This is a genomic window from Mailhella massiliensis (genome assembly GCF_900155525.1).
GTDB classification, from domain to species: domain Bacteria; phylum Desulfobacterota; class Desulfovibrionia; order Desulfovibrionales; family Desulfovibrionaceae; genus Mailhella; species Mailhella massiliensis.
On sequence record NZ_LT706952.1, the window covers coordinates 59,725 to 75,982 of the forward strand.

The following is a 16,258-nucleotide window of genomic DNA, read 5'->3' on the forward strand; positions in this document are numbered from 1 at the left end:
AAGATAAATCTTACTTATAAGATTAGTGAGAAGGGAAGCGTTCGTCAAGACGGGTCAGGGAAAGAAGGCGTCATAAAACGGACTCATTCAAAAGGCCGCGCGTAATCATCTGGACGATGCGCTCTTTGGCATCGGCGTCGTCGGCGCGGGCCTTATGGGCGAGTTCGAGAGCCAGCGGCACTTGTGAGGCCGTGAAATCACAGGCGGGAAAACGAATGCCGTCCAGAATCCAGGTGGGAGTTGAGGTGATTCTGGATTGCGAGGCGATAATATCCGCGCCTACGACAGGAGCGACCTGTTGCAGAGAGTCGGCAAAGTCTTCCGGCACAATGGCCGCATCCTGAAGCGCCGTTTGCAGCGCAGCCTCATAGGGTTTCGGAACGCCGAGAGGTGTCCGGGGCACCACGGCATTCCAGAAGCTGTGCGCGGCGTTCGGAGAAAAGCGCAGGAGTGCTTCAAAGCTCAGGGCTTTTTTCAACGACTCTCCGTAGTTGTCCGAAGGGCTGTGACGCACGACAATGCACATGCCGGGATTTTCCCGCTGTGCCCGGAGCGGTTCCTCAATGCCGCAGTAAGGACATTCCAGGTTGACCCAGTATTCCACGAGGTCGCCCTGAAATTCTTTTGTCGGCCTGCCGTCCAGACAGGTTCTGCCGGAAAGGGCCGCATCGGGCGCGTAAGGCAGCGCCAGGTCTTTTGAAAGTTCCGCCTTTACGCCAGCTTCCACGGCTATCCGGTCGGACACGGGCGTTCCGGCATGGGCAGAAGGAACCGATCCCGACAAAAGACAGATGAAAAGAGTAATAAGTTGTACGAGTCGCGTCATGACTGTTCTCCGGTGCGGTATTGTCGAAGGGGACTTGCCATATTGGCGATTGCGAGTTATATAAAAATATAACTTATGGAGGATGACGATGTACACAGCTAATTTGAGAAAAGTCGGCGGTTCAGTGATGCTGGCCGTTCCTCCCGCCATTTTGGAAATGCTGCGAATGGAATCGGGGTCATCGGTAAGCATGGCCGTGGAATCCGGGCGTCTGATTATTGAGCCGAACGTCAGGAAGAAGTACAGCCTGCAGGAACTGTTGGCCCAGTGTGATGCTTCCGCGCCGCTTTCCCCTGAGGATGGAGTGTGGACCGGGGCTGGAGCCACGGGCGGGGAGCTGATCTGATGCGGCGTGGTGATATTTATCTGGTGACGCTTGATCCTACAGAAGGGCATGAGCAACAGGGAACGCGACCGGTGTTGGTGATTTCTCCCGACGAGTTCAACAGAGTGACGCAGGTTCCCGTAGTGTTGCCGATTACCAGCGGGGGGAATTTTGCCCGTACTGCAGGATTCGCCGTGTCGCTCAGCGGATGCGGCACGCGTACTACAGGAGTAGTTCGTTGTGACCAGCCCAGGGCGCTGGACTTGCGGGCGAGATCCGGCAGACGGCTGGAACAAGTACCGCCCGTCATTATGGATGAAGTTCTTGCAAGGTTGGCGACCATTTTCAGCTAGCCGGGCTTTTTCTCTTTTATGCCGCATGGTCATAGTGTTTCTCCTGGGAGAGCTGCACAAGCTGGGGGACGCGCAGCTGCGCTTTTTTCAGGGAAGGGTTGGCAAAGAACATGGTGCCCCGGACGATTTGCCCGCTGAAGATGAAATGGGCTTCGCCTTCGATCTGTTCCTGCAAGTCGCGCAGGACGACGCGGTCTTCCTGTTCCACGGTGGTGTTCATGGCGTCGCGGTAACCTGCGCTTATTTTTTCGTTGACGTTGAAGCCGGTGGTGCGGAGGACGGTGCCTTGGCCGGCCTGTCCCCGTATGAGTTCCCAGGTTTTTTCCGCGTCCTGCATTTTCATGAAGATTTTTATGGAGGTGTTGGCCACCATCTGCTGCGCGCCTTTTTTGTCCGCTTCCAGAATACCGGCGTAATCCTGGGAGGCGACGATGGCGGCTATGCCGAGACCGCGCCCCTGTGTCAGCACGACCTCAAAGCCGGGGGTGACGATGGCCGCATATTCATCCACGATGCACAGATACGGGCCGATGCCCACAGTGTCCGTGGGCAGGGCTTCCAGCACGTCGGCGGCGTCGCCTTCGATATGTGCGCCGAGGCCAACGGCACAGGCGTTGCGTATGGCGGAGAGGCTGATTTTTCCGAGGCTGGCCAGTTCTGCGGGGGCTTTTTCCAGCGAAGGCAGAAGAACGACCAGCACGCGGCGCTGCATGATGGCGTCTGCAAAATCGACTTCTCCGTCTTCAGCCCCGTAGATGTGGGAATAGGTGTCCGTCAGGCTGGAAAGGGCCTTTCCGAAGTAGCTCTGGGCATAGCCGAACTGCTCCGCAAAGGACTGGGGCTGGTCTTTCATTTCCCGTCCGGCAATCCAGCCGCAGGTGCCGAGAGCCGCATGGATGGAGGCGCGGGACTCTTCATCAAGCTCCGCCCGCAGCGCGAGGGCGACACATTTTTCAAGCGCCAGCGATTCACGGATGACGCTGGTGGAGAGCTTGAGCAGCCCTTTGTCGCGCAGGTCCACCAGGGCGTACATGACGCCGGAAATCAACGCCTGCGCCTTGTCGGCAAAGATGCTGTTCGCCCCGTCGGACGCGGGCATGAGGGAAACAAGAAGCTGCGTCAGGGCTTCCGCACTGCCGAAGGTGAAGGGATTGTTGGTGTTGGAAAGACGGCGCGGAGTTTTTCCTTTGACTTTGCCGGAAGTGCCGTAGTTCAGCACGCGGAAGTCGTCGTCCCGTCCCAGAAAGCGGGCCATCTGCCATATCTGTACGGCGAGTTTCGGACTTGCTTTCGGGTCGATGTAGAACAGCCCGCTTCCCGTAGCCAGAGCATTGTATGAAAGGGAAACGAGTGTTTCCGTCTTGCCGGAACCGGTGGTGCCGAAAAGCAGGCAGTGGGTAAGAATGTCCTTGGCCTTCAGCCAGAGTTCTTTCTGGTCCTGTACCCTGTTTCCCAGGAAGAAGATGCCCTCCGGTCTGGCGTAGCCGCGTCTGCCGGGCAGAGGATCGCCTTTATCCGTGCCGGAGAGACCGAGCGGCATTCGGAAAGGCAGCCTTTCGTCTTCGACATAGACGCAGCGGGCGGCAAACAGAGCAAGCCCGGCGATAAAGAACGGCATGGAGAGCGAGGGAAAAAGAAAAAGACACACCCCCGCCGCAAAGATGCCGCCGGTTTGCACATGGCCGAGCCTGAGCGTGTCTCCCAGGCGTTGCAGCGGGGAGCGCACATCCCGGAAGAGCCGTTTCCGTTCCTGCGTTTCGTGGTCTTCAAGACCTCTGATTTTTCGTTCCATACGCACCTCAATAGTGTTCTTCCGCCAGGGAAGGGTCGTCGTTGGCATCGTATTCCGGGTCGTTTTCTGCCGCAGCGTACACCATATCCGACACAGGTTCCGCCTGCTCCACGGCAGGCGTAAAGGACTGCTCGAACATGGGCGGAATGAAAATGTCCGTCAGCCAGCCCTGGGCGGACAAGGAATCCTTGAGACTCGTGACGGCGAGAGCAACGTGAGGCTCGGTCAGGGCCTGCCCCGCCTGTTCTTCTGCCTTGTAGTGCGCCCAGGGAGCCAGGCTTTCCACCCACGCGGTTCTTCCCCCGCATTGGTTGAGCGCGTACCAGAGCGGCCTGTCCAACGGGCGAAGCCACAGGAACTGGGAACTGGCCAGAACGCCTTTTTTCCTTGCCCGGCACAGCAGAGCCATGAACCACGGAAGCTCGAATGCCGCGTGGATACGGAGGGATTTTTCGGAAAGAACGGACTGATGCCTTTCCCAGATGCGGTTCAGATTCAGATGGAAGTTTTTTTGTTCCAGAACGGGGCATGTCGCCCGATCGCGTTTTTCCCGATAGGAGGATGAGACGGCATCCAGTACGGCAACGCAGCCTTTTTTGTCGCCGTCCGCATAGGCCAGGAATGCGGCGGCCAGCGCACGACGGCAGGCAGTCATGGCCGTATAGTTCTCGAATGGTTTGCCGAGCTGGGCCTGAAAGGCGGCGAGAGCTTTGTCTTCATCCAGCCTGGCATTGCCCCATGCGGGAAGTTCCGTATCCGCCAGCCCGTTATGCAGAGCCTGTTCCGGAGTGAAGGCTTCACCGTTTTCATTGAGCAGAAGTTCCTGTTCCAGGGCGAATTGAACGGGAGTTCGGGCAATGCGCCATAAGCCGGAATCGTAGGATTTGGGCGAAAGCAGGTACTTGCCGCGACCAACGACCGGTCTGAGACAGGGGAAGGATTCCGCGTTGTTTTTCAGCAGGCTTTTCATGCTGAAATGGCGGACGAGCCTTCCCACCCGTCCTATGAAAATGGCGGTGCAGCCGCACAAAAGCAGAAGCAGCGCGAGCGGCCATCGCATCCATGACCCGGCATAGCGCAGCAATCCCCGCACCTGTTCCCAGGTCAGCGCGGCGGGTTCCACCTCGGTGAGACGCTCAAGGATGGTCCGTACTTCTTCTGAAAAAGGCGCAAAGACTCTGAGCTGGATACTTGCCAGCCAGACCAGAGGCGCGTTGACGCTTCCCTTATGCGCTGCGTACAGAGCCGGGATGACGACAAAAATCAGCACCAGAAGCGCAAACCACAGAAAAAGCATGTCGTCTCTTTCGTCGCGGAGCTGACTCACGGCTGCGCCTCCTGAAGGGAAGAGAGGCTGGAGATACCCCGGCGACGCAGTTCTTCCAGGTTCGTTCTGACCTTTCTGATATAGGCATCCCTGCGATGGGGCGTTCTGGAATGATACGCGCCTATGGCCAGCCAGAGATCGCCGGTCCGTTCATACTCCTTGCGAAGCAGCCATGCCGCGGCATAGGCGTTGACGCAGCCGTCCCGAAGCAGGGTTTCCGGGGCTATGCCCATGGCGGACAGTTCATTGACGTGAACGGTGTTGATTTGAAAACAGCCCAGGTCCCAGGTGCCGTTGGTGTTGCTCAGAGCTTCGCCCATGCTTCCCCCCTCCGTGGCGAGCAGACCGAAAAGCGCAGCCGGAGGCATTCCGCTCGCACGGGCGGCATTCAGAACACAGCCCGTGGTCAGAGGTCGTGTCATCGAAACGACGACTTTGGCCCGTTCGGCGGAGAAGGCCATGCCGGGAGACAGACAAAGGATGCTCAGAAACAGGCAGAGCGCTCTCATTTCAATTTCTCCTTGAGCTTCACCACATAGTCTCCGCCCGTGCCGTACACCTTGAACGGATTGTTGCCGCCGATGCCGTTTATGGAGTTGAGGACCTGATTGTGAGCATCGTTGATTTTCTGCTGAATGAGGGAGTCAACCTGATGGCACATTCCCGCGACGATCTGGTCCATGCCCGGCAACGTCACGCCAAGGCTGAAAGCGTCGCCGAGAGCATTGATGGAGCCGAGACAGCCGGACAGCGCATCCCGTTCGGATTCAGGGTCGGGAATCATGGTGTTGTGAGTATCGGATACCCGTCCGTTGCGCTGCTGCATGGCTGAGCCGACGGCATCCCGCATATCCTGACAGGAAGCCGCAAAACAGGGAAAAGCCTGTGCCAGACAAAGGATAAGGAGAAGCGCAGTCCTCATTGTTCCTTCCTCCCTTTCCGGCCTTCAAAAACGGGGGCCCCGTTTTCTCCGACCGGATATATCTGCTTGCAGCGGGGATAATCGGAACAGCCGTAGAACTTCCCTTTGGCGCTGCTGCGCAGGACGAGAGGCTTGCCGCAGACTTTGCAGGCGTGTTCCGAAAGCGTGGGTTTCGGTCTGGGACTTCCCGGTTTGCCGTTGTCATCGGGAAGTATGGTCTTGCAGTCGGGATAGGCGGAGCAGCTCCAGAACCATGAGCCGTCCTTTTTTCTTTTACGGCGCTGAAGAGCGGCCCCGCAGTCGGGGCAGACATGGGCGGGGCTGGCTTTGCGTTCCAGAATCGGAGACAGCAGCGTCGGCAGAAGACGTTTTTGTTCCGAGAGAAAAGCGTCCAGACTGCCCTTGCCCTGGGCGATGGCTTCAAGCTGGTCTTCCCATGCGGCGGTGGTGATGGGGTCTTTCAGAGCGGGCGGCGTCAGGTCGATGATTTCCTGCCCCAGCGGCGTGGATACGATGGATTTTTTCTCGGCGACGAGATAGCCGCGTTCTTTCAGCGTCTCAATGATATTGGCGCGGGTGGCTTCGGTTCCGAGGCCCTTGCTTTCCTTGAGCGTGGCTTTCGCCTGACCGTCCTTGACCAGAAGATGGACGTGGGCCATGGCGTCAATCAGGCTCCCCTCGCTGAATCGTGAGGGAGGAGAAGTCTTTTTCCGCACGCTTTCCGCGTTACGGCAGCGCACGGCGTCGCCCTGTTCCATGAGCGGCAGAAGTTCCTGCTCCTGTTCATCGGAATCATCGTCATCCCTGGAAAGCGCCGTCCATCCGGCTTCCAGCAATCGCCGCCCTGAGGCTTCCCAGCGGGTATCTCCGAGAGCAACTGCGACTTTCTGGGCTTCATAGCGCATGGGCGGATGAAATTGCAGACAGTAGGCCGTGGCGATCAGCAGAAAAAGGGCGCGTTCTTCCCCGGCAAGGCTTTCCGCAGGTTCCCCGGTAGGAATGATGGCGTGGTGGGCGGTAATCTTTTTCGTGTTCCAGACCGTGCTTTTCAGGCTGGAATCCGCCTTGCCCGCAAGCTGCTCCAGGCCGGAGACTCCGGCAAGGCTGCTTAGGTTCAGGACTCATTAAATATAAAAGATGACAATGGCAGCAAGACAAATGGCCGAAAAGAACGTGTGGGCACAACGGTCATAACGCATGGCTATTCTGCGCCAATCCTTGAGTCGGCCGAACATGATTTCTATCTTGTGCCGCTGCTTGTAAACCTCCTTGTCATAGACCACCGGAGTTTTCCGGCTGTGTCTGCCGGGAATGCACGGCGTGATTCCTTTACGGGACAAGGCATGACGAAACCAGTCGGCATCATAGCCTCTATCCGCCAGAAGCTCCCTGGCCTGCGGCAGAGTATCAAGCAGGGCAGCAGCGCCTTTGTAGTCGCTCACCTGACCGCCGGACAGATGGAAGGCCAACGGTTGACCGAAGGCATTACAGACAGCGTGGAGTTTTGAATTCAGGCCGCCTTTTGTGCGTCCGATACATCGGGAAAGGCCCCTTTTTTCAGCAAACTTGCTGCTGTCCTGTGTGCCTTGAGATGTGTGGCATCAATCATCAAGCGTGTTGTGGAGCCGTTTTGCTCAACAAGCTCCGCAAAAATCCTGTTAAAGACACCCAATCGGCTCCAGCGGATAAAACGATTGTAGAGAGTTTTGTATGGTCCATACTCGCGCGGAGCATCTTTCCATTGCAGGCCGTGCTTGATGACATAGATAATGCCGCTGACGACACGCCTGTCATCGACTCTCGGAATGCCATGGGAACGAGGAAAGTAGCGTTTGATACGAGCAATCTGTTCATGAGAAAGATAAAAAAGTTCCTTCATGGCATCCTCCCTATGCCGACAATAAGAACTTTTTACCCTTTTGGCAATTAATGAGTCCTGAGCCTAGNCGGGTGGCTTCGGTTCCGAGGCCCTTGCTTTCCTTGAGCGTGGCTTTCGCCTGACCGTCCTTGACCAGAAGATGGACGTGGGCCATGGCGTCAATCAGGCTCCCCTCGCTGAATCGTGAGGGAGGAGAAGTCTTTTTCCGCACGCTTTCCGCGTTACGGCAGCGCACGGCGTCGCCCTGTTCCATGAGCGGCAGAAGTTCCTGCTCCTGTTCATCGGAATCATCGTCATCCCTGGAAAGCGCCGTCCATCCGGCCTCCAGCAGTCGCCGCCCTGAGGCTTCCCATCGGGTATCTCCGAGAGCAACGGCGATTTTCTGGGCTTCATAGCGCATGGGCGGATGAAATTGCAGACAGTAGGCCGTGGCGATCAGCAGAAAAAGGGCGCGTTCTTCCCCGGCAAGGCTTTCCGCAGGTTCCCCGGTGGGAATGATGGCGTGGTGGGCGGTAATCTTTTTCGTGTTCCAGACCGTGCTTTTCAGGCGGGAATCCGCCTTGCCCGCAAGCTGCTCCAGGCCGGAGACTCCGGCAAGGCGGCTTAGAATGGATGCGGCTTCGCCATGCTGCTCTTCCGGCAGATAGCGGCAGTCTGTCCTGGGGTAGGTGGTGAGTTTCTTTTCATAAAGGCTCTGGGCGACATCCAGGACGCGCTTGGCCGACATGCCGAGTCTGGCGGAAGCGGATTTTTGCAGGGAAGAGAGGCAATGAGGCAAGGGGGCGGGTCTGGTTTTCTTTTCCCGCAGCGCTTCCAGAACCGTTCCTTCCTTGCCGTTGACCGATTCCAGAACAGCGGCAACCTGAGCAAGGTCCACAAGACGCCCGGAGCTGTCCAGTCCGTCCTGCGAGTCGGAAGGCACGAAGGTGACGGAACATTCTCCGTGGGGGTGGATGATGCTTGCCCGCAGCACAAAATAATCCGAGGGCTTGAAATGGGCGATCTCCCTGTCGCGGGCCACAACCAGCGCCAGCGTGGGCGTCTGGACTCTGCCGAGGGAAAGCACTTCCGTGCGTCCGTTTTCTCTGCCTGTGATGGTCAGGGCGCGGGTGGCGTTTATGCCGACCAGCCAGTCGGCCATCATTCTGGCGCGGGCGGCGTCCCGCAAAGGAGCATTGGCGGCGTTGTCCGTGATGTTGCCGAGGGCGATGCTGACGGAGCGGTCATCCAGGGAAGGCAACCAGATACGGAAGACAGGTCCGCGATAGCGGAAATGTTCCAGCACTTCATCAACAAGAAGCTGGCCTTCCCGGTCAGGGTCGCCCGCATGGACGACGGAGGCGGCGTCGCGCAGCAGTTTGCCGATGGTGTCGAGCTGTGCTTTCGACGTGCGCTTGACCACATATTTCCATGAGGAAGGGATGATGGGCAGATGTTCGCGCCGCCATTGGGCATATTCAGGGCAGTAGGCTTCAGGATAGGCGGGTTCAAGAAGGTGGCCGAAGCACCAGGTGACGATGTTGTCTCCGCACCGGATACAGCCCTGTTCCGTGCGTCCCCCGCCAAGTCCTCTGGCAATGGCTTTTCCAAGATTCGGTTTTTCAGCGATGAAAAGTCTCATGCGTTATATCCTCATGCGCTGCGCCGAGGCAGCCTGCTGTTCCAGTAAGGGTGCGTTATGTTCCAGAGCGCCCGGAGCCGGGCGGAGTTTGTCGTCCATTTCCATGTGGAGAACGTGGGCCATCTTGTCGAAAAGCACGGCAAGCTCCATCACGGAGTCAGGGTCCTGCTTGAGGGCCAGATTGAGGAAGTCCGGGTTCTGAAGGATGAGGCGTGTTTTTGTGACCGGGTTGTCCGTGTTCTTGAAGGCAACGGCTGCCTCGGTGAAAGACAGCGGTTCGGAGAAGGCGCTGTTTCGGGAAAGGCGCTCGAAGACCTGCGAGCCGGAAGTTTCTTCGGCATGGAAGGAAACGCCGCAGGCCGCGTCGCGCTGCTTCTGAAGTTCCACCAGTTCCGGCCATGCTTCCCGTCTGGGAAACCACCTTGCCGCAGGCTGTTCATCGGATTCAAACTGATGCAGCACCGTCAGTATCTTTGCCGCTTCCGAAGCCGCCTGAAACACGGCTTTGACATCGCCGCCGGAAAATTTCTGATTCCAGTTGGCGATATAGGCGGCGGAATTCGTTTCCGGCATGGGCAGCGCAAGATGCGCGCCGGCCAGCATGGAAAACATTTCCGCGCGCATTTCTTCAAAGGCGTAGCTCTTTATGGTCTGCGTATTTTTCAGCTGACGGTTTTCCCGCGTTTCGTGCCCGGTGGCATGGAAGAACTCGTGCAGTTTGGCGGCGTAATATTCATCCGTACCGCTGAACCGTTCGGGATACGGCAGGGCTACCTCGTTTTTTTCCATGTTGAAGCAGGGATCGCCGCCGTAGTGCCTGACGTGAACGCCGGAGCTGGCGATGAAGCGTTCCACCATCTCATGCCGTTCAATCTGCGTCATGGCATGGGCGGGACGTTCCTTGGCGGGGAATCCTTCAATCTGGGCGGCATTGAAGACCGTGAAAGGATAGAAAAGCGTTTTACGCTGAACGTCGGGAACGTCCTGCCCCCGGTCCTTCATTTCTTCGATGCGCCGGAGTTCTTCCCTGGTCAGGAATTTCCAGGCTCCGTTTTCTTCCACAATGTAGGCGACTTCCTCCGGTCGCAGCACCTTGACGCCTCGTTCGCCCTTGCGGATGTTCATTTGCAGTTCGGGGTGGGCGTTCTGAAAGCTCTGAAGCTGGTTGAAGGTCATCCACCGGTCATCGGCGTATCCCCTGACAATGGTTGTCAGCAGCAGCCGAACCAGGTTCGCCCCGCTGTACTCTCTGCCGGTCACGGGACAGAACGGCATTCCCACAGGCGTGTCGGAGGTCCAGCCCCGTTGCCAGTCCCCGGCTTTTTCCGCCAGGGAAAGCATGGTTTCAGCGATGCCGTTGACGAACTCTTCCTGGACTTCGCGGCTTATCTGAAAGCGGTTTTTTCTTTCGCGCGGCTGCTCACTCATGCGTTTTCCTCCCTTAGTTCCACGATGACGGAATCCTGCTCGTCGTGCGGATTGAGAAAGCCCGCCAGAACGGCGTCCTCCCTGCTCATCAGGAAGGCCCCGGCGTCGAGCTGTCGTTCAATATGCCGGGGCGTAAGGGATACGCGCTCCTTTTCCCGGCAACGGACAGGGGAATCAAAGAGGCCGAAACTGTTGCGCGGAACGTCTTTCATGTCGAACTCCTTTCGGGTTGTTGAATTACCAGCGGCATCGTTTGCGCCAGAGGGTTTCGGTGTATCTGGTCTCCCGGCGTCTGCCCATGAACGCCGTGCGTATCGCTCTGAGACAGGCAAGAGGCGACATGCCGGAGCGTTGAACAAAGAACAGGGCCACAATGCCCAGGCAGGCAATGGCTGCCGTCCACCAGGACCAGTGGAACAGCCACAGCGCCAGGGGAAAGATGGCACGGGCATCCAGAATGAAAATTTTCGGCGTGAGACCGGTATCCCGCCAGAGAACTTCACCGTTCATGAGGTTTCCTCCAGAGCGAGAGCGTGGGACGGACTGTTTTGCCTTGCCTTGCGCTCCGCCAGAATGGCCTGATAGATGTCCCTGCCTATGTGGCCTCCGGCATAGGCGCGTTCGGCGGCATCCTGTATGCGCTGGCCGGAGGAGAAAAGCAGTTCTTCGGCCTGCGGAATCAGACGTTCCAGGGGCGTGTTCAGCAGGGTTTCCCGGATTTCGGGTGTGAAGGCCAGATATTCGCGCAGCGCCGTGCGTCCGCTGTTGTCCGGCAACGGAACGAGACGCTGGGAAATGATGAGCCTGAGACTGGAAATGAGCGTCGCCGTGATTTGCAGCCTTTCCGCAATGGGAAAGACGTTGATGATGCGGGAAAGAGTTTCCGGCACGGAGCGCGTATGCACCGTGGAATAGGCGGCAACGCCTATTTCCGCGCTTTCGATCATGCCCCGGAGCGTATCGGGATCACGGCTTTCCCCGATGAGCACCACGTCCGGCGCCGTGCGCGTTGAGTTGCGCGTGGCCGTAAGAAACGACCTCAGATGTTCGGGAATGGTGCTTTGCGATACCGGGCCTCCGGGGTTCGGTATGGCGTCAAAGTCGAATTCTATGGGGGATTCATAGGTGCTGACGTTGCGCCCGCCCTTTTCAATGATGCGTCGAAGAATGGCGGCGAGCAGCGTACTTTTTCCGCTTCCCATGACGCCAGTGACCAGAACCAGACCGTTTGACGGCATGGCATGGTCCAGAATTTTCTGTTCCACATGCAGGTCTTCCAGGGCCGGGGGCATGGAAGGAATGGCACGGAACACGATTTTGACGCCGGTGGAATAGCCGTCGGCCACCGGGGTGGCATTGCCGCGATAGCGGCGGCGCACACCTCGGCTTTCCTCGATTTCATGGGCAAAGTCATAGTCCGACTGGCCGGACTTGATGAGCGCGGCCACGGAATTGTTCCGGGTCAGGCGTTCCAGTGCGGACAGAAGTTCATCGGTCGTAATGGCCCGCTGCGTGACCATCCGCCATGTTCCGTTGAGGCGCATCCATGCCGGAAGCGCGGAACGCAGGCACAGGTCGGACATGCCGCAACGGGTTCCCCAGAGCAGCAGGTCGTTGATGCCCGCATAGTCCCAGCGGATACGCGGTTCACGAGGATACCAGCCGGGATTCGTCATGGTCATTTTCTCCCCTTTTTTACGGAAGGAGACGGGGCGACCGTGAAGGATGACGGCGCGGTAATCCGATAAACGCGCTGGCCGATGTTCAGCTTGTTTCCGTTGTCCGTGGTGTGCATTCCCAGGTCGGAAGAGGCGGTGCTGATGCGGCTCAGAAGATGCTGGGCCGTGAGCAGATGATACAGCATGGCTCCGCGATAGCTCCGCACCATCCGCGCCACGTTGTCTGCGTAAAGCTGATCCGCCTCTTTCAGCCCCTGCGTCCAGGCATCGCGCACGGCGCGTCGCCAGATGGCCCGCTCTTCGCTGCTTTGGGGCAGAACGGCGGGGTTAGGCTTTTCCGGTTCGGGAAAATCGTCCATCATCAGAAAGGTTCGCCAGTGAGGAACAACCGCGATGTACTGTGCCGGTTCAAGCATTTCATAAGTCGCTTTTGCTGCTGTCGCGGTTCCCGGCTCTTCAATCCGCATGGAGGCTCCGGCCCGTGCCAGAAGCGGCGGCATGATGAGGGCTTCCCCCTGCGTCAGAACAAGCGGCGTGAAGTTGAAGGCGGCATCCATGATGGTACTGAACTCTTCGGTTCTGGCGGCAAGCTGTCGGTAGCGCCAGGTTATGGCCGTCTGAAACGTAACAAGCCGGGCCGCCTCCTTGATGGCTCTGGGGCGCATGAGCTTGACGGCGGTATGCTCCTTTTCACTGCCGCCTTTCATTTCCAGAAGTTCCGCCAGCTCGTCGGGATCGCCTTTGCGCGGCCCCGAAGCAGGGTCGGCGGGAACATGCACGGCCAGGTATTGCCCGTTGCCGTCTTCAGCATAGGAGGCGTCGTAGGGGGTGAAGGCCTGGTCGTCGTTTGTTTTGTCCGCTGCTTTCGGCGCATTGACCGTGCCGGGGGGAACGGGCACGGGAGTCGTGGGGGCATTTTGCGGGCTCATTCCCGCGCACCCGGTCAGAGAGACGGCTGCGATGAAGGCCAGCAGAAGAGAAGCCGCCTTCCGGGGACCGAAAAGACGAAACCGAAGCGCAGGGATGAGACGGGCGAACATCGTCATGAATGAAGCTCCTTACCGGTGGTTCTTGCCAGCGTGAGAACGCGGTTGATGGGGTCGAAACGCACGGCGGCCTGGGGCTGTATCTGCCATGCGATGTCTTCCAGAAGTTCATGGGCGGGACGGTTCAGCCCATGCACCACCACGGTCATGACCTGTGCGGAGGGAGTTCCCGCTTCCCTGTAGCGAAAGCCGAGTTGCAGGCAGATTTCCTTGAGCGCTCCTTCTACGGGTCCCGTCCAGGTAATGGAGACAGGCAGATTCAGCGAAGGGGCGGAAGGCAGCAGCAGAGGCTGCAACCCCTGTCCGCGTAGTCTGGCGATCATGGCGAGTTCCCCATGAGCCTGTTCTGCCGCGTGTCCCAGGGTGGTTGATACGAAATCGGCGGGCGGAGGAGCGGAAGACTGCTCCCTTCCCACGCAGGCGGCGAGAAAAAGACAGCATAAACACAGCACAAGGTTGCGGAACATGATGGACCTCCTTTATGGATGAAAAGACATACCCCGCCCGAATTACGGGCGATGGGAAACGACGCCGACTCCTTGCAGCAGCCAGCGACCGAACGGCAGAAAACGGCGGTTACGCAAAAGGGAAATGCGCCAGAGCGTCGTGAGGATTCCAAAAAGACATGGCAGAGAGATGAGACAGAGGGCGATGACGGACAGCACGGTTCGCTGCCATATCGCCGCCAGAGCGCAGAGGACGACGGGAGCGATAAAAAGCGGAACGCGCAGACGCAGCACCCTGATGACGCCGGGAATATCCGCGTCGTCGGCGATGCCCCAGGCGGCAAGCAGCAGAGAAAAGTCCTGAGCAACCGCGTGTTGTTCCTGGGAAGAGCGATGACTGCGGAAAAAAGCGACACGGGCACAAAGTCTGTTCCGAAGAAGGGAACATTGCCGCATGGACTCGCAAAGAGCGGTAACAAAAGCCGTGGTCGAGAGATACTTTTTCATAGGCGTCAGCTTCTGAAGTTATCCTGTGATATTCGTGAAGTCTGGGAAACTCCTGACGGTGATTGCGTCGGCATCGCGTGCCCGGAGCCGGGGCTGTTCCATTGCCTCGAAATGTCGCCGCGAAGTTCCCTTGCGCCCTGCGCCCCGGAGCTGACGGTATTGGTGGAGGCGATAAAGATGCTTTTGACTCCGGCCTGGTCTTCCTTTTCTCCCAGCCCGTGGATTTGCTGACCTATCCAGCTGGTCACATGCTCCGGCAGGTAATGGATGAGAGAGAAGAACTTGTTGGCCGCCATGATGACGACGATGCCGAGGATGACCAGCATGGAGAACGTGCCGGTAATGCCGAGAATTTTGGTTTGTGCGGTTCCGGCGACGAACATCTCAAAGCTGGCTCCGAGAAGTCTGCCGAGGACGTTCATGAGAATGACGGCGGCAAAGAATCCCGCCACCATCAGAGGAGGACGGATGATGATGGCAAGGAGAAGAAAATAGCCTCTTTTGCCGTGCTGACCGGCAGCGCCGTCTCCGTCGGGCAGCGCATGGGCGCACAGCCAGAGCGGGGCCGCGACCAGGGCTTCCACAATGAGGATGATCCAGCCCACCATGGCCGAAATCCAGCGGATGAAGGGAATGGCGGGCAGGTAGTAGGCCAGCGCCAGCCCGTACAGCAGAAGGGGAAGAAAAACGGCGAACAGGGCAAAGGAGATATACTTGTCCAGATTCGGAATGGCCTTGCCTATGAGAGGCAGCTCCTTGCCCATGGAGTGCGCCACATCCACGACGCCGAGCGCCGAGGCCAGCCCCCATGCCGTACCGATGAAGTAGTCCCCCACATTGGAAATCGCCATGATGGGGTCCTGGCTGGAGAGCTTTTCAACGGCAATGGGCAGAATGTTTGCGGCGACCAGTTGATTCAACGTGGCCCGCAGCCAGTTGGTCAGCTCGTCAAAGGCCCGGCCTTCATCCGTCACGGACGGCGTGGCCGTGATGTCCGTGATTCCCCTTCGGCTGGAATAGGCGGTCTTGATATAGTTTGCCACACGTTCCTTCGCGGCTTCATAGTCCTGTAAGCCGTGCGTCCAGGCATACAGTTCGGAGACGGTATATTGGTGCGGGCTGTAGGTGATGCCGGAGTACATGGCCTCGCGGACTTCCTGATTGATCCATGCTATGGACCAGTAGGAAGAACCGGCGATGAGCCAGCCGTACTGGGCGGAGTTTTCCTGGAAGTCTGCGAGCTTGCTTTGAAGCTGTCCCTGTCCGGCATAGCTTTGCAGTTCGGAAAGAATGGCCGCATTGACCTGATTGGCGGCACTGTGCAGCGCACGGGGGTCAATGGAGGAAGACGGCGTTTCCGGGTCGGCAAGCTGCTGCGCCACAGAAGAAAGAGCGGAGATGGCCGTTCCTACGGCATTGACCTTACCCCTGCACAGGGCATCGCTTTCATCCACACAGGAAACCTGAATGGAACCCGCATTGCCGTTGAAAAGGAACTGGTATTCTCCCCCGGAGCGGAACCAGTTGCTTTTGTAATTCCATTCTCCGCCCGGCGAGATGTTCATGCCTCGACGCTCGTTCAGGTAATACTGGAGCGTCAAAGATTCCAGAGCGCCGTTGGTAATGGCCGCATAGTGCGTGACGTTCTGGTCCGGTGCCTGTACGGTGATCTGACCGGCGTGTTCCACAAAGTAGTCGGTCCCCAGTTCCCAGACGAAATTGCCGAGGTTGATGGAAAAACCGATGCAGGCCAGAATGGCCACCTGGAAGAGACTCAGCCCCTTGAAGATCGGAGCCAGAGCGCCCATGGCCCCCACAAAACGCAGGGGCATCCACAGGGAGCTGAAACGCTTGCCGAAGGGTACGCCTTCATGCGCCGTTCCGGCCACGGCCAGAGCCATGACCCACAGGAACAGCGCGGAAATGACGGCCAGCGCCACCAGATTGAAGGCGCTGAAAATCTGGAGCATCAGCTCCGAAGCCTGCGAGCCTCCAAGACCGGCTCCCCAGGTATCCCATCCCTGTCCGAGGAAGGTGTCGAGAATCTGCTTGCTGGCATCCGTGGGCAGAAGAATTTCCGAGGTGGCAGGGAGTTCAGAGGCCATGG

Annotated in this window: 18 protein-coding genes; 2 read left to right on the top strand and 16 right to left on the bottom strand. The window is 58.3% G+C overall.

Features of this window, described 5'->3' with window-relative positions; all coding sequences use genetic code 11:
* Positions 1-70: 70 nt before the first annotated feature.
* Complete coding sequence (locus CZ345_RS10320; protein ID WP_144277326.1) at positions 71-826, bottom strand: DsbA family protein; 756 nt, start codon at positions 824-826, stop codon at positions 71-73.
* An 88-nt stretch (positions 827-914) separates the two neighbouring features.
* On the opposite strand from CZ345_RS10320, the gene CZ345_RS10325 reads away from it, so the two are divergent.
* Both CZ345_RS10325 and CZ345_RS10330 read left to right on the top strand, forming a co-directional pair.
* Positions 915-1,172: an AbrB/MazE/SpoVT family DNA-binding domain-containing protein gene (locus CZ345_RS10325; RefSeq protein ID WP_077073077.1), complete on the top strand. Its 258-nt coding sequence runs from the start codon at positions 915-917 to the stop codon at positions 1,170-1,172.
* Positions 1,172-1,504, top strand: coding sequence for a type II toxin-antitoxin system PemK/MazF family toxin (locus CZ345_RS10330; protein ID WP_077073078.1), 333 nt, complete (start codon positions 1,172-1,174; stop codon positions 1,502-1,504). The genes CZ345_RS10325 and CZ345_RS10330 overlap by 1 nt, the downstream gene beginning before the upstream one ends.
* A gap of 16 nt (positions 1,505-1,520) precedes the next feature.
* Here CZ345_RS10330 and CZ345_RS10335 read toward each other — a convergent pair whose 3' ends face one another.
* The 15 genes from CZ345_RS10335 to CZ345_RS10415 form a co-directional block, all read right to left on the bottom strand.
* Positions 1,521-3,296 carry a type IV secretory system conjugative DNA transfer family protein gene (locus CZ345_RS10335; RefSeq protein WP_077073079.1) on the bottom strand — a complete coding sequence of 592 codons (1,776 nt, stop codon included), beginning with the start codon at positions 3,294-3,296 and terminating at the stop codon, positions 1,521-1,523.
* Positions 3,297-3,303: 7 nt separating this feature from the next.
* The gene (locus CZ345_RS10340; RefSeq protein ID WP_077073080.1) at positions 3,304-4,623 is read right to left on the bottom strand and encodes a secretion/conjugation apparatus DotM-related subunit; all 1,320 of its coding nucleotides are present in this window, start codon (positions 4,621-4,623) and stop codon (positions 3,304-3,306) included.
* On the bottom strand, positions 4,620-5,132 hold the full coding sequence (locus CZ345_RS10345; RefSeq protein WP_083717354.1) for a lytic transglycosylase domain-containing protein: 513 nt from the start codon (positions 5,130-5,132) through the stop codon (positions 4,620-4,622). The genes CZ345_RS10340 and CZ345_RS10345 overlap by 4 nt, the downstream gene beginning before the upstream one ends.
* Positions 5,129-5,545 carry a hypothetical protein gene (locus CZ345_RS10350; protein WP_072337191.1) on the bottom strand — a complete coding sequence of 139 codons (417 nt, stop codon included), beginning with the start codon at positions 5,543-5,545 and terminating at the stop codon, positions 5,129-5,131. The genes CZ345_RS10345 and CZ345_RS10350 overlap by 4 nt, the downstream gene beginning before the upstream one ends.
* On the bottom strand, positions 5,542-6,663 hold the full coding sequence (locus CZ345_RS10355; RefSeq protein ID WP_338039513.1) for a DNA topoisomerase: 1,122 nt from the start codon (positions 6,661-6,663) through the stop codon (positions 5,542-5,544). The genes CZ345_RS10350 and CZ345_RS10355 overlap by 4 nt, the downstream gene beginning before the upstream one ends.
* A 6-nt stretch (positions 6,664-6,669) precedes the next feature.
* A protein-coding gene (locus CZ345_RS16280; protein WP_239446673.1) for an IS5 family transposase occupies positions 6,670-7,424 on the bottom strand; the annotation gives its coding sequence in 2 pieces (ribosomal slippage) (positions 6,670-7,091 and positions 7,091-7,424; 756 coding nt in all).
* Positions 7,425-7,434: 10 nt separating this feature from the next.
* Positions 7,435-9,045: a DNA topoisomerase III gene (gene topB / locus CZ345_RS10375; protein ID WP_077073084.1), complete on the bottom strand. Its 1,611-nt coding sequence runs from the start codon at positions 9,043-9,045 to the stop codon at positions 7,435-7,437.
* 3 nt (positions 9,046-9,048) lie between these two features.
* The gene (locus tag CZ345_RS10380; RefSeq protein WP_077073085.1) at positions 9,049-10,473 is read right to left on the bottom strand and encodes a zincin-like metallopeptidase domain-containing protein; all 1,425 of its coding nucleotides are present in this window, start codon (positions 10,471-10,473) and stop codon (positions 9,049-9,051) included.
* Entirely contained in the window at positions 10,470-10,685 is a 216-nt protein-coding gene (locus tag CZ345_RS10385; protein WP_077073086.1) for a hypothetical protein, read from the bottom strand. The genes CZ345_RS10380 and CZ345_RS10385 overlap by 4 nt, the downstream gene beginning before the upstream one ends.
* A 25-nt stretch (positions 10,686-10,710) precedes the next feature.
* On the bottom strand, positions 10,711-10,983 hold the full coding sequence (gene icmT, locus CZ345_RS10390) for an IcmT/TraK family protein (RefSeq protein WP_077073087.1): 273 nt from the start codon (positions 10,981-10,983) through the stop codon (positions 10,711-10,713).
* Positions 10,980-12,155 (bottom strand): type IV pilus twitching motility protein PilT, encoded by a 1,176-nt coding sequence (locus tag CZ345_RS10395; RefSeq protein ID WP_077073088.1) that lies wholly within the window; start codon positions 12,153-12,155, stop codon positions 10,980-10,982. Before CZ345_RS10395 ends, icmT begins: the two co-directional genes overlap by 4 nt.
* Positions 12,152-13,198 (bottom strand): type IV secretory system conjugative DNA transfer family protein, encoded by a 1,047-nt coding sequence (locus CZ345_RS10400; protein WP_077073089.1) that lies wholly within the window; start codon positions 13,196-13,198, stop codon positions 12,152-12,154. Before CZ345_RS10400 ends, CZ345_RS10395 begins: the two co-directional genes overlap by 4 nt.
* Positions 13,195-13,665 carry a DotD/TraH family lipoprotein gene (locus tag CZ345_RS10405; RefSeq protein ID WP_077073090.1) on the bottom strand — a complete coding sequence of 157 codons (471 nt, stop codon included), beginning with the start codon at positions 13,663-13,665 and terminating at the stop codon, positions 13,195-13,197. The genes CZ345_RS10400 and CZ345_RS10405 overlap by 4 nt, the downstream gene beginning before the upstream one ends.
* Positions 13,666-13,707: 42 nt before the next feature.
* Entirely contained in the window at positions 13,708-14,151 is a 444-nt protein-coding gene (locus CZ345_RS10410) for a hypothetical protein (protein WP_077073091.1), read from the bottom strand.
* 5 nt (positions 14,152-14,156) lie between these two features.
* Entirely contained in the window at positions 14,157-16,256 is a 2,100-nt protein-coding gene (locus tag CZ345_RS10415) for a DotA/TraY family protein (RefSeq protein ID WP_077073092.1), read from the bottom strand.
* Positions 16,257-16,258: the final 2 nt, after the last annotated feature.

Bases quoted from the DNA above. Each gene is read 5' to 3' on its own strand.
- CZ345_RS10320 (WP_144277326.1), bottom strand. From the start codon at position 826: ATGACGCGACTCGTACAACTTATTACTCTTTTCATCTGTCTTTTGTCG.
- CZ345_RS10325 (WP_077073077.1), top strand. From the start codon at position 915: ATGTACACAGCTAATTTGAGAAAAGTCGGCGGTTCAGTGATGCTGGCC.
- CZ345_RS10330 (WP_077073078.1), top strand. From the start codon at position 1,172: ATGCGGCGTGGTGATATTTATCTGGTGACGCTTGATCCTACAGAAGGG.
- CZ345_RS10335 (WP_077073079.1), bottom strand. From the start codon at position 3,296: ATGGAACGAAAAATCAGAGGTCTTGAAGACCACGAAACGCAGGAACGG.
- CZ345_RS10345 (WP_083717354.1), bottom strand. From the start codon at position 5,132: ATGAGAGCGCTCTGCCTGTTTCTGAGCATCCTTTGTCTGTCTCCCGGC.
- CZ345_RS10350 (WP_072337191.1), bottom strand. From the start codon at position 5,545: ATGAGGACTGCGCTTCTCCTTATCCTTTGTCTGGCACAGGCTTTTCCC.
- CZ345_RS10380 (WP_077073085.1), bottom strand. From the start codon at position 10,473: ATGAGTGAGCAGCCGCGCGAAAGAAAAAACCGCTTTCAGATAAGCCGC.
- CZ345_RS10385 (WP_077073086.1), bottom strand. From the start codon at position 10,685: ATGAAAGACGTTCCGCGCAACAGTTTCGGCCTCTTTGATTCCCCTGTC.
- icmT (WP_077073087.1), bottom strand. From the start codon at position 10,983: ATGAACGGTGAAGTTCTCTGGCGGGATACCGGTCTCACGCCGAAAATT.
- CZ345_RS10395 (WP_077073088.1), bottom strand. From the start codon at position 12,155: ATGACCATGACGAATCCCGGCTGGTATCCTCGTGAACCGCGTATCCGC.
- CZ345_RS10400 (WP_077073089.1), bottom strand. From the start codon at position 13,198: ATGACGATGTTCGCCCGTCTCATCCCTGCGCTTCGGTTTCGTCTTTTC.
- CZ345_RS10405 (WP_077073090.1), bottom strand. From the start codon at position 13,665: ATGTTCCGCAACCTTGTGCTGTGTTTATGCTGTCTTTTTCTCGCCGCC.
- CZ345_RS10410 (WP_077073091.1), bottom strand. From the start codon at position 14,151: ATGAAAAAGTATCTCTCGACCACGGCTTTTGTTACCGCTCTTTGCGAG.
- CZ345_RS10415 (WP_077073092.1), bottom strand. From the start codon at position 16,256: ATGGCCTCTGAACTCCCTGCCACCTCGGAAATTCTTCTGCCCACGGAT.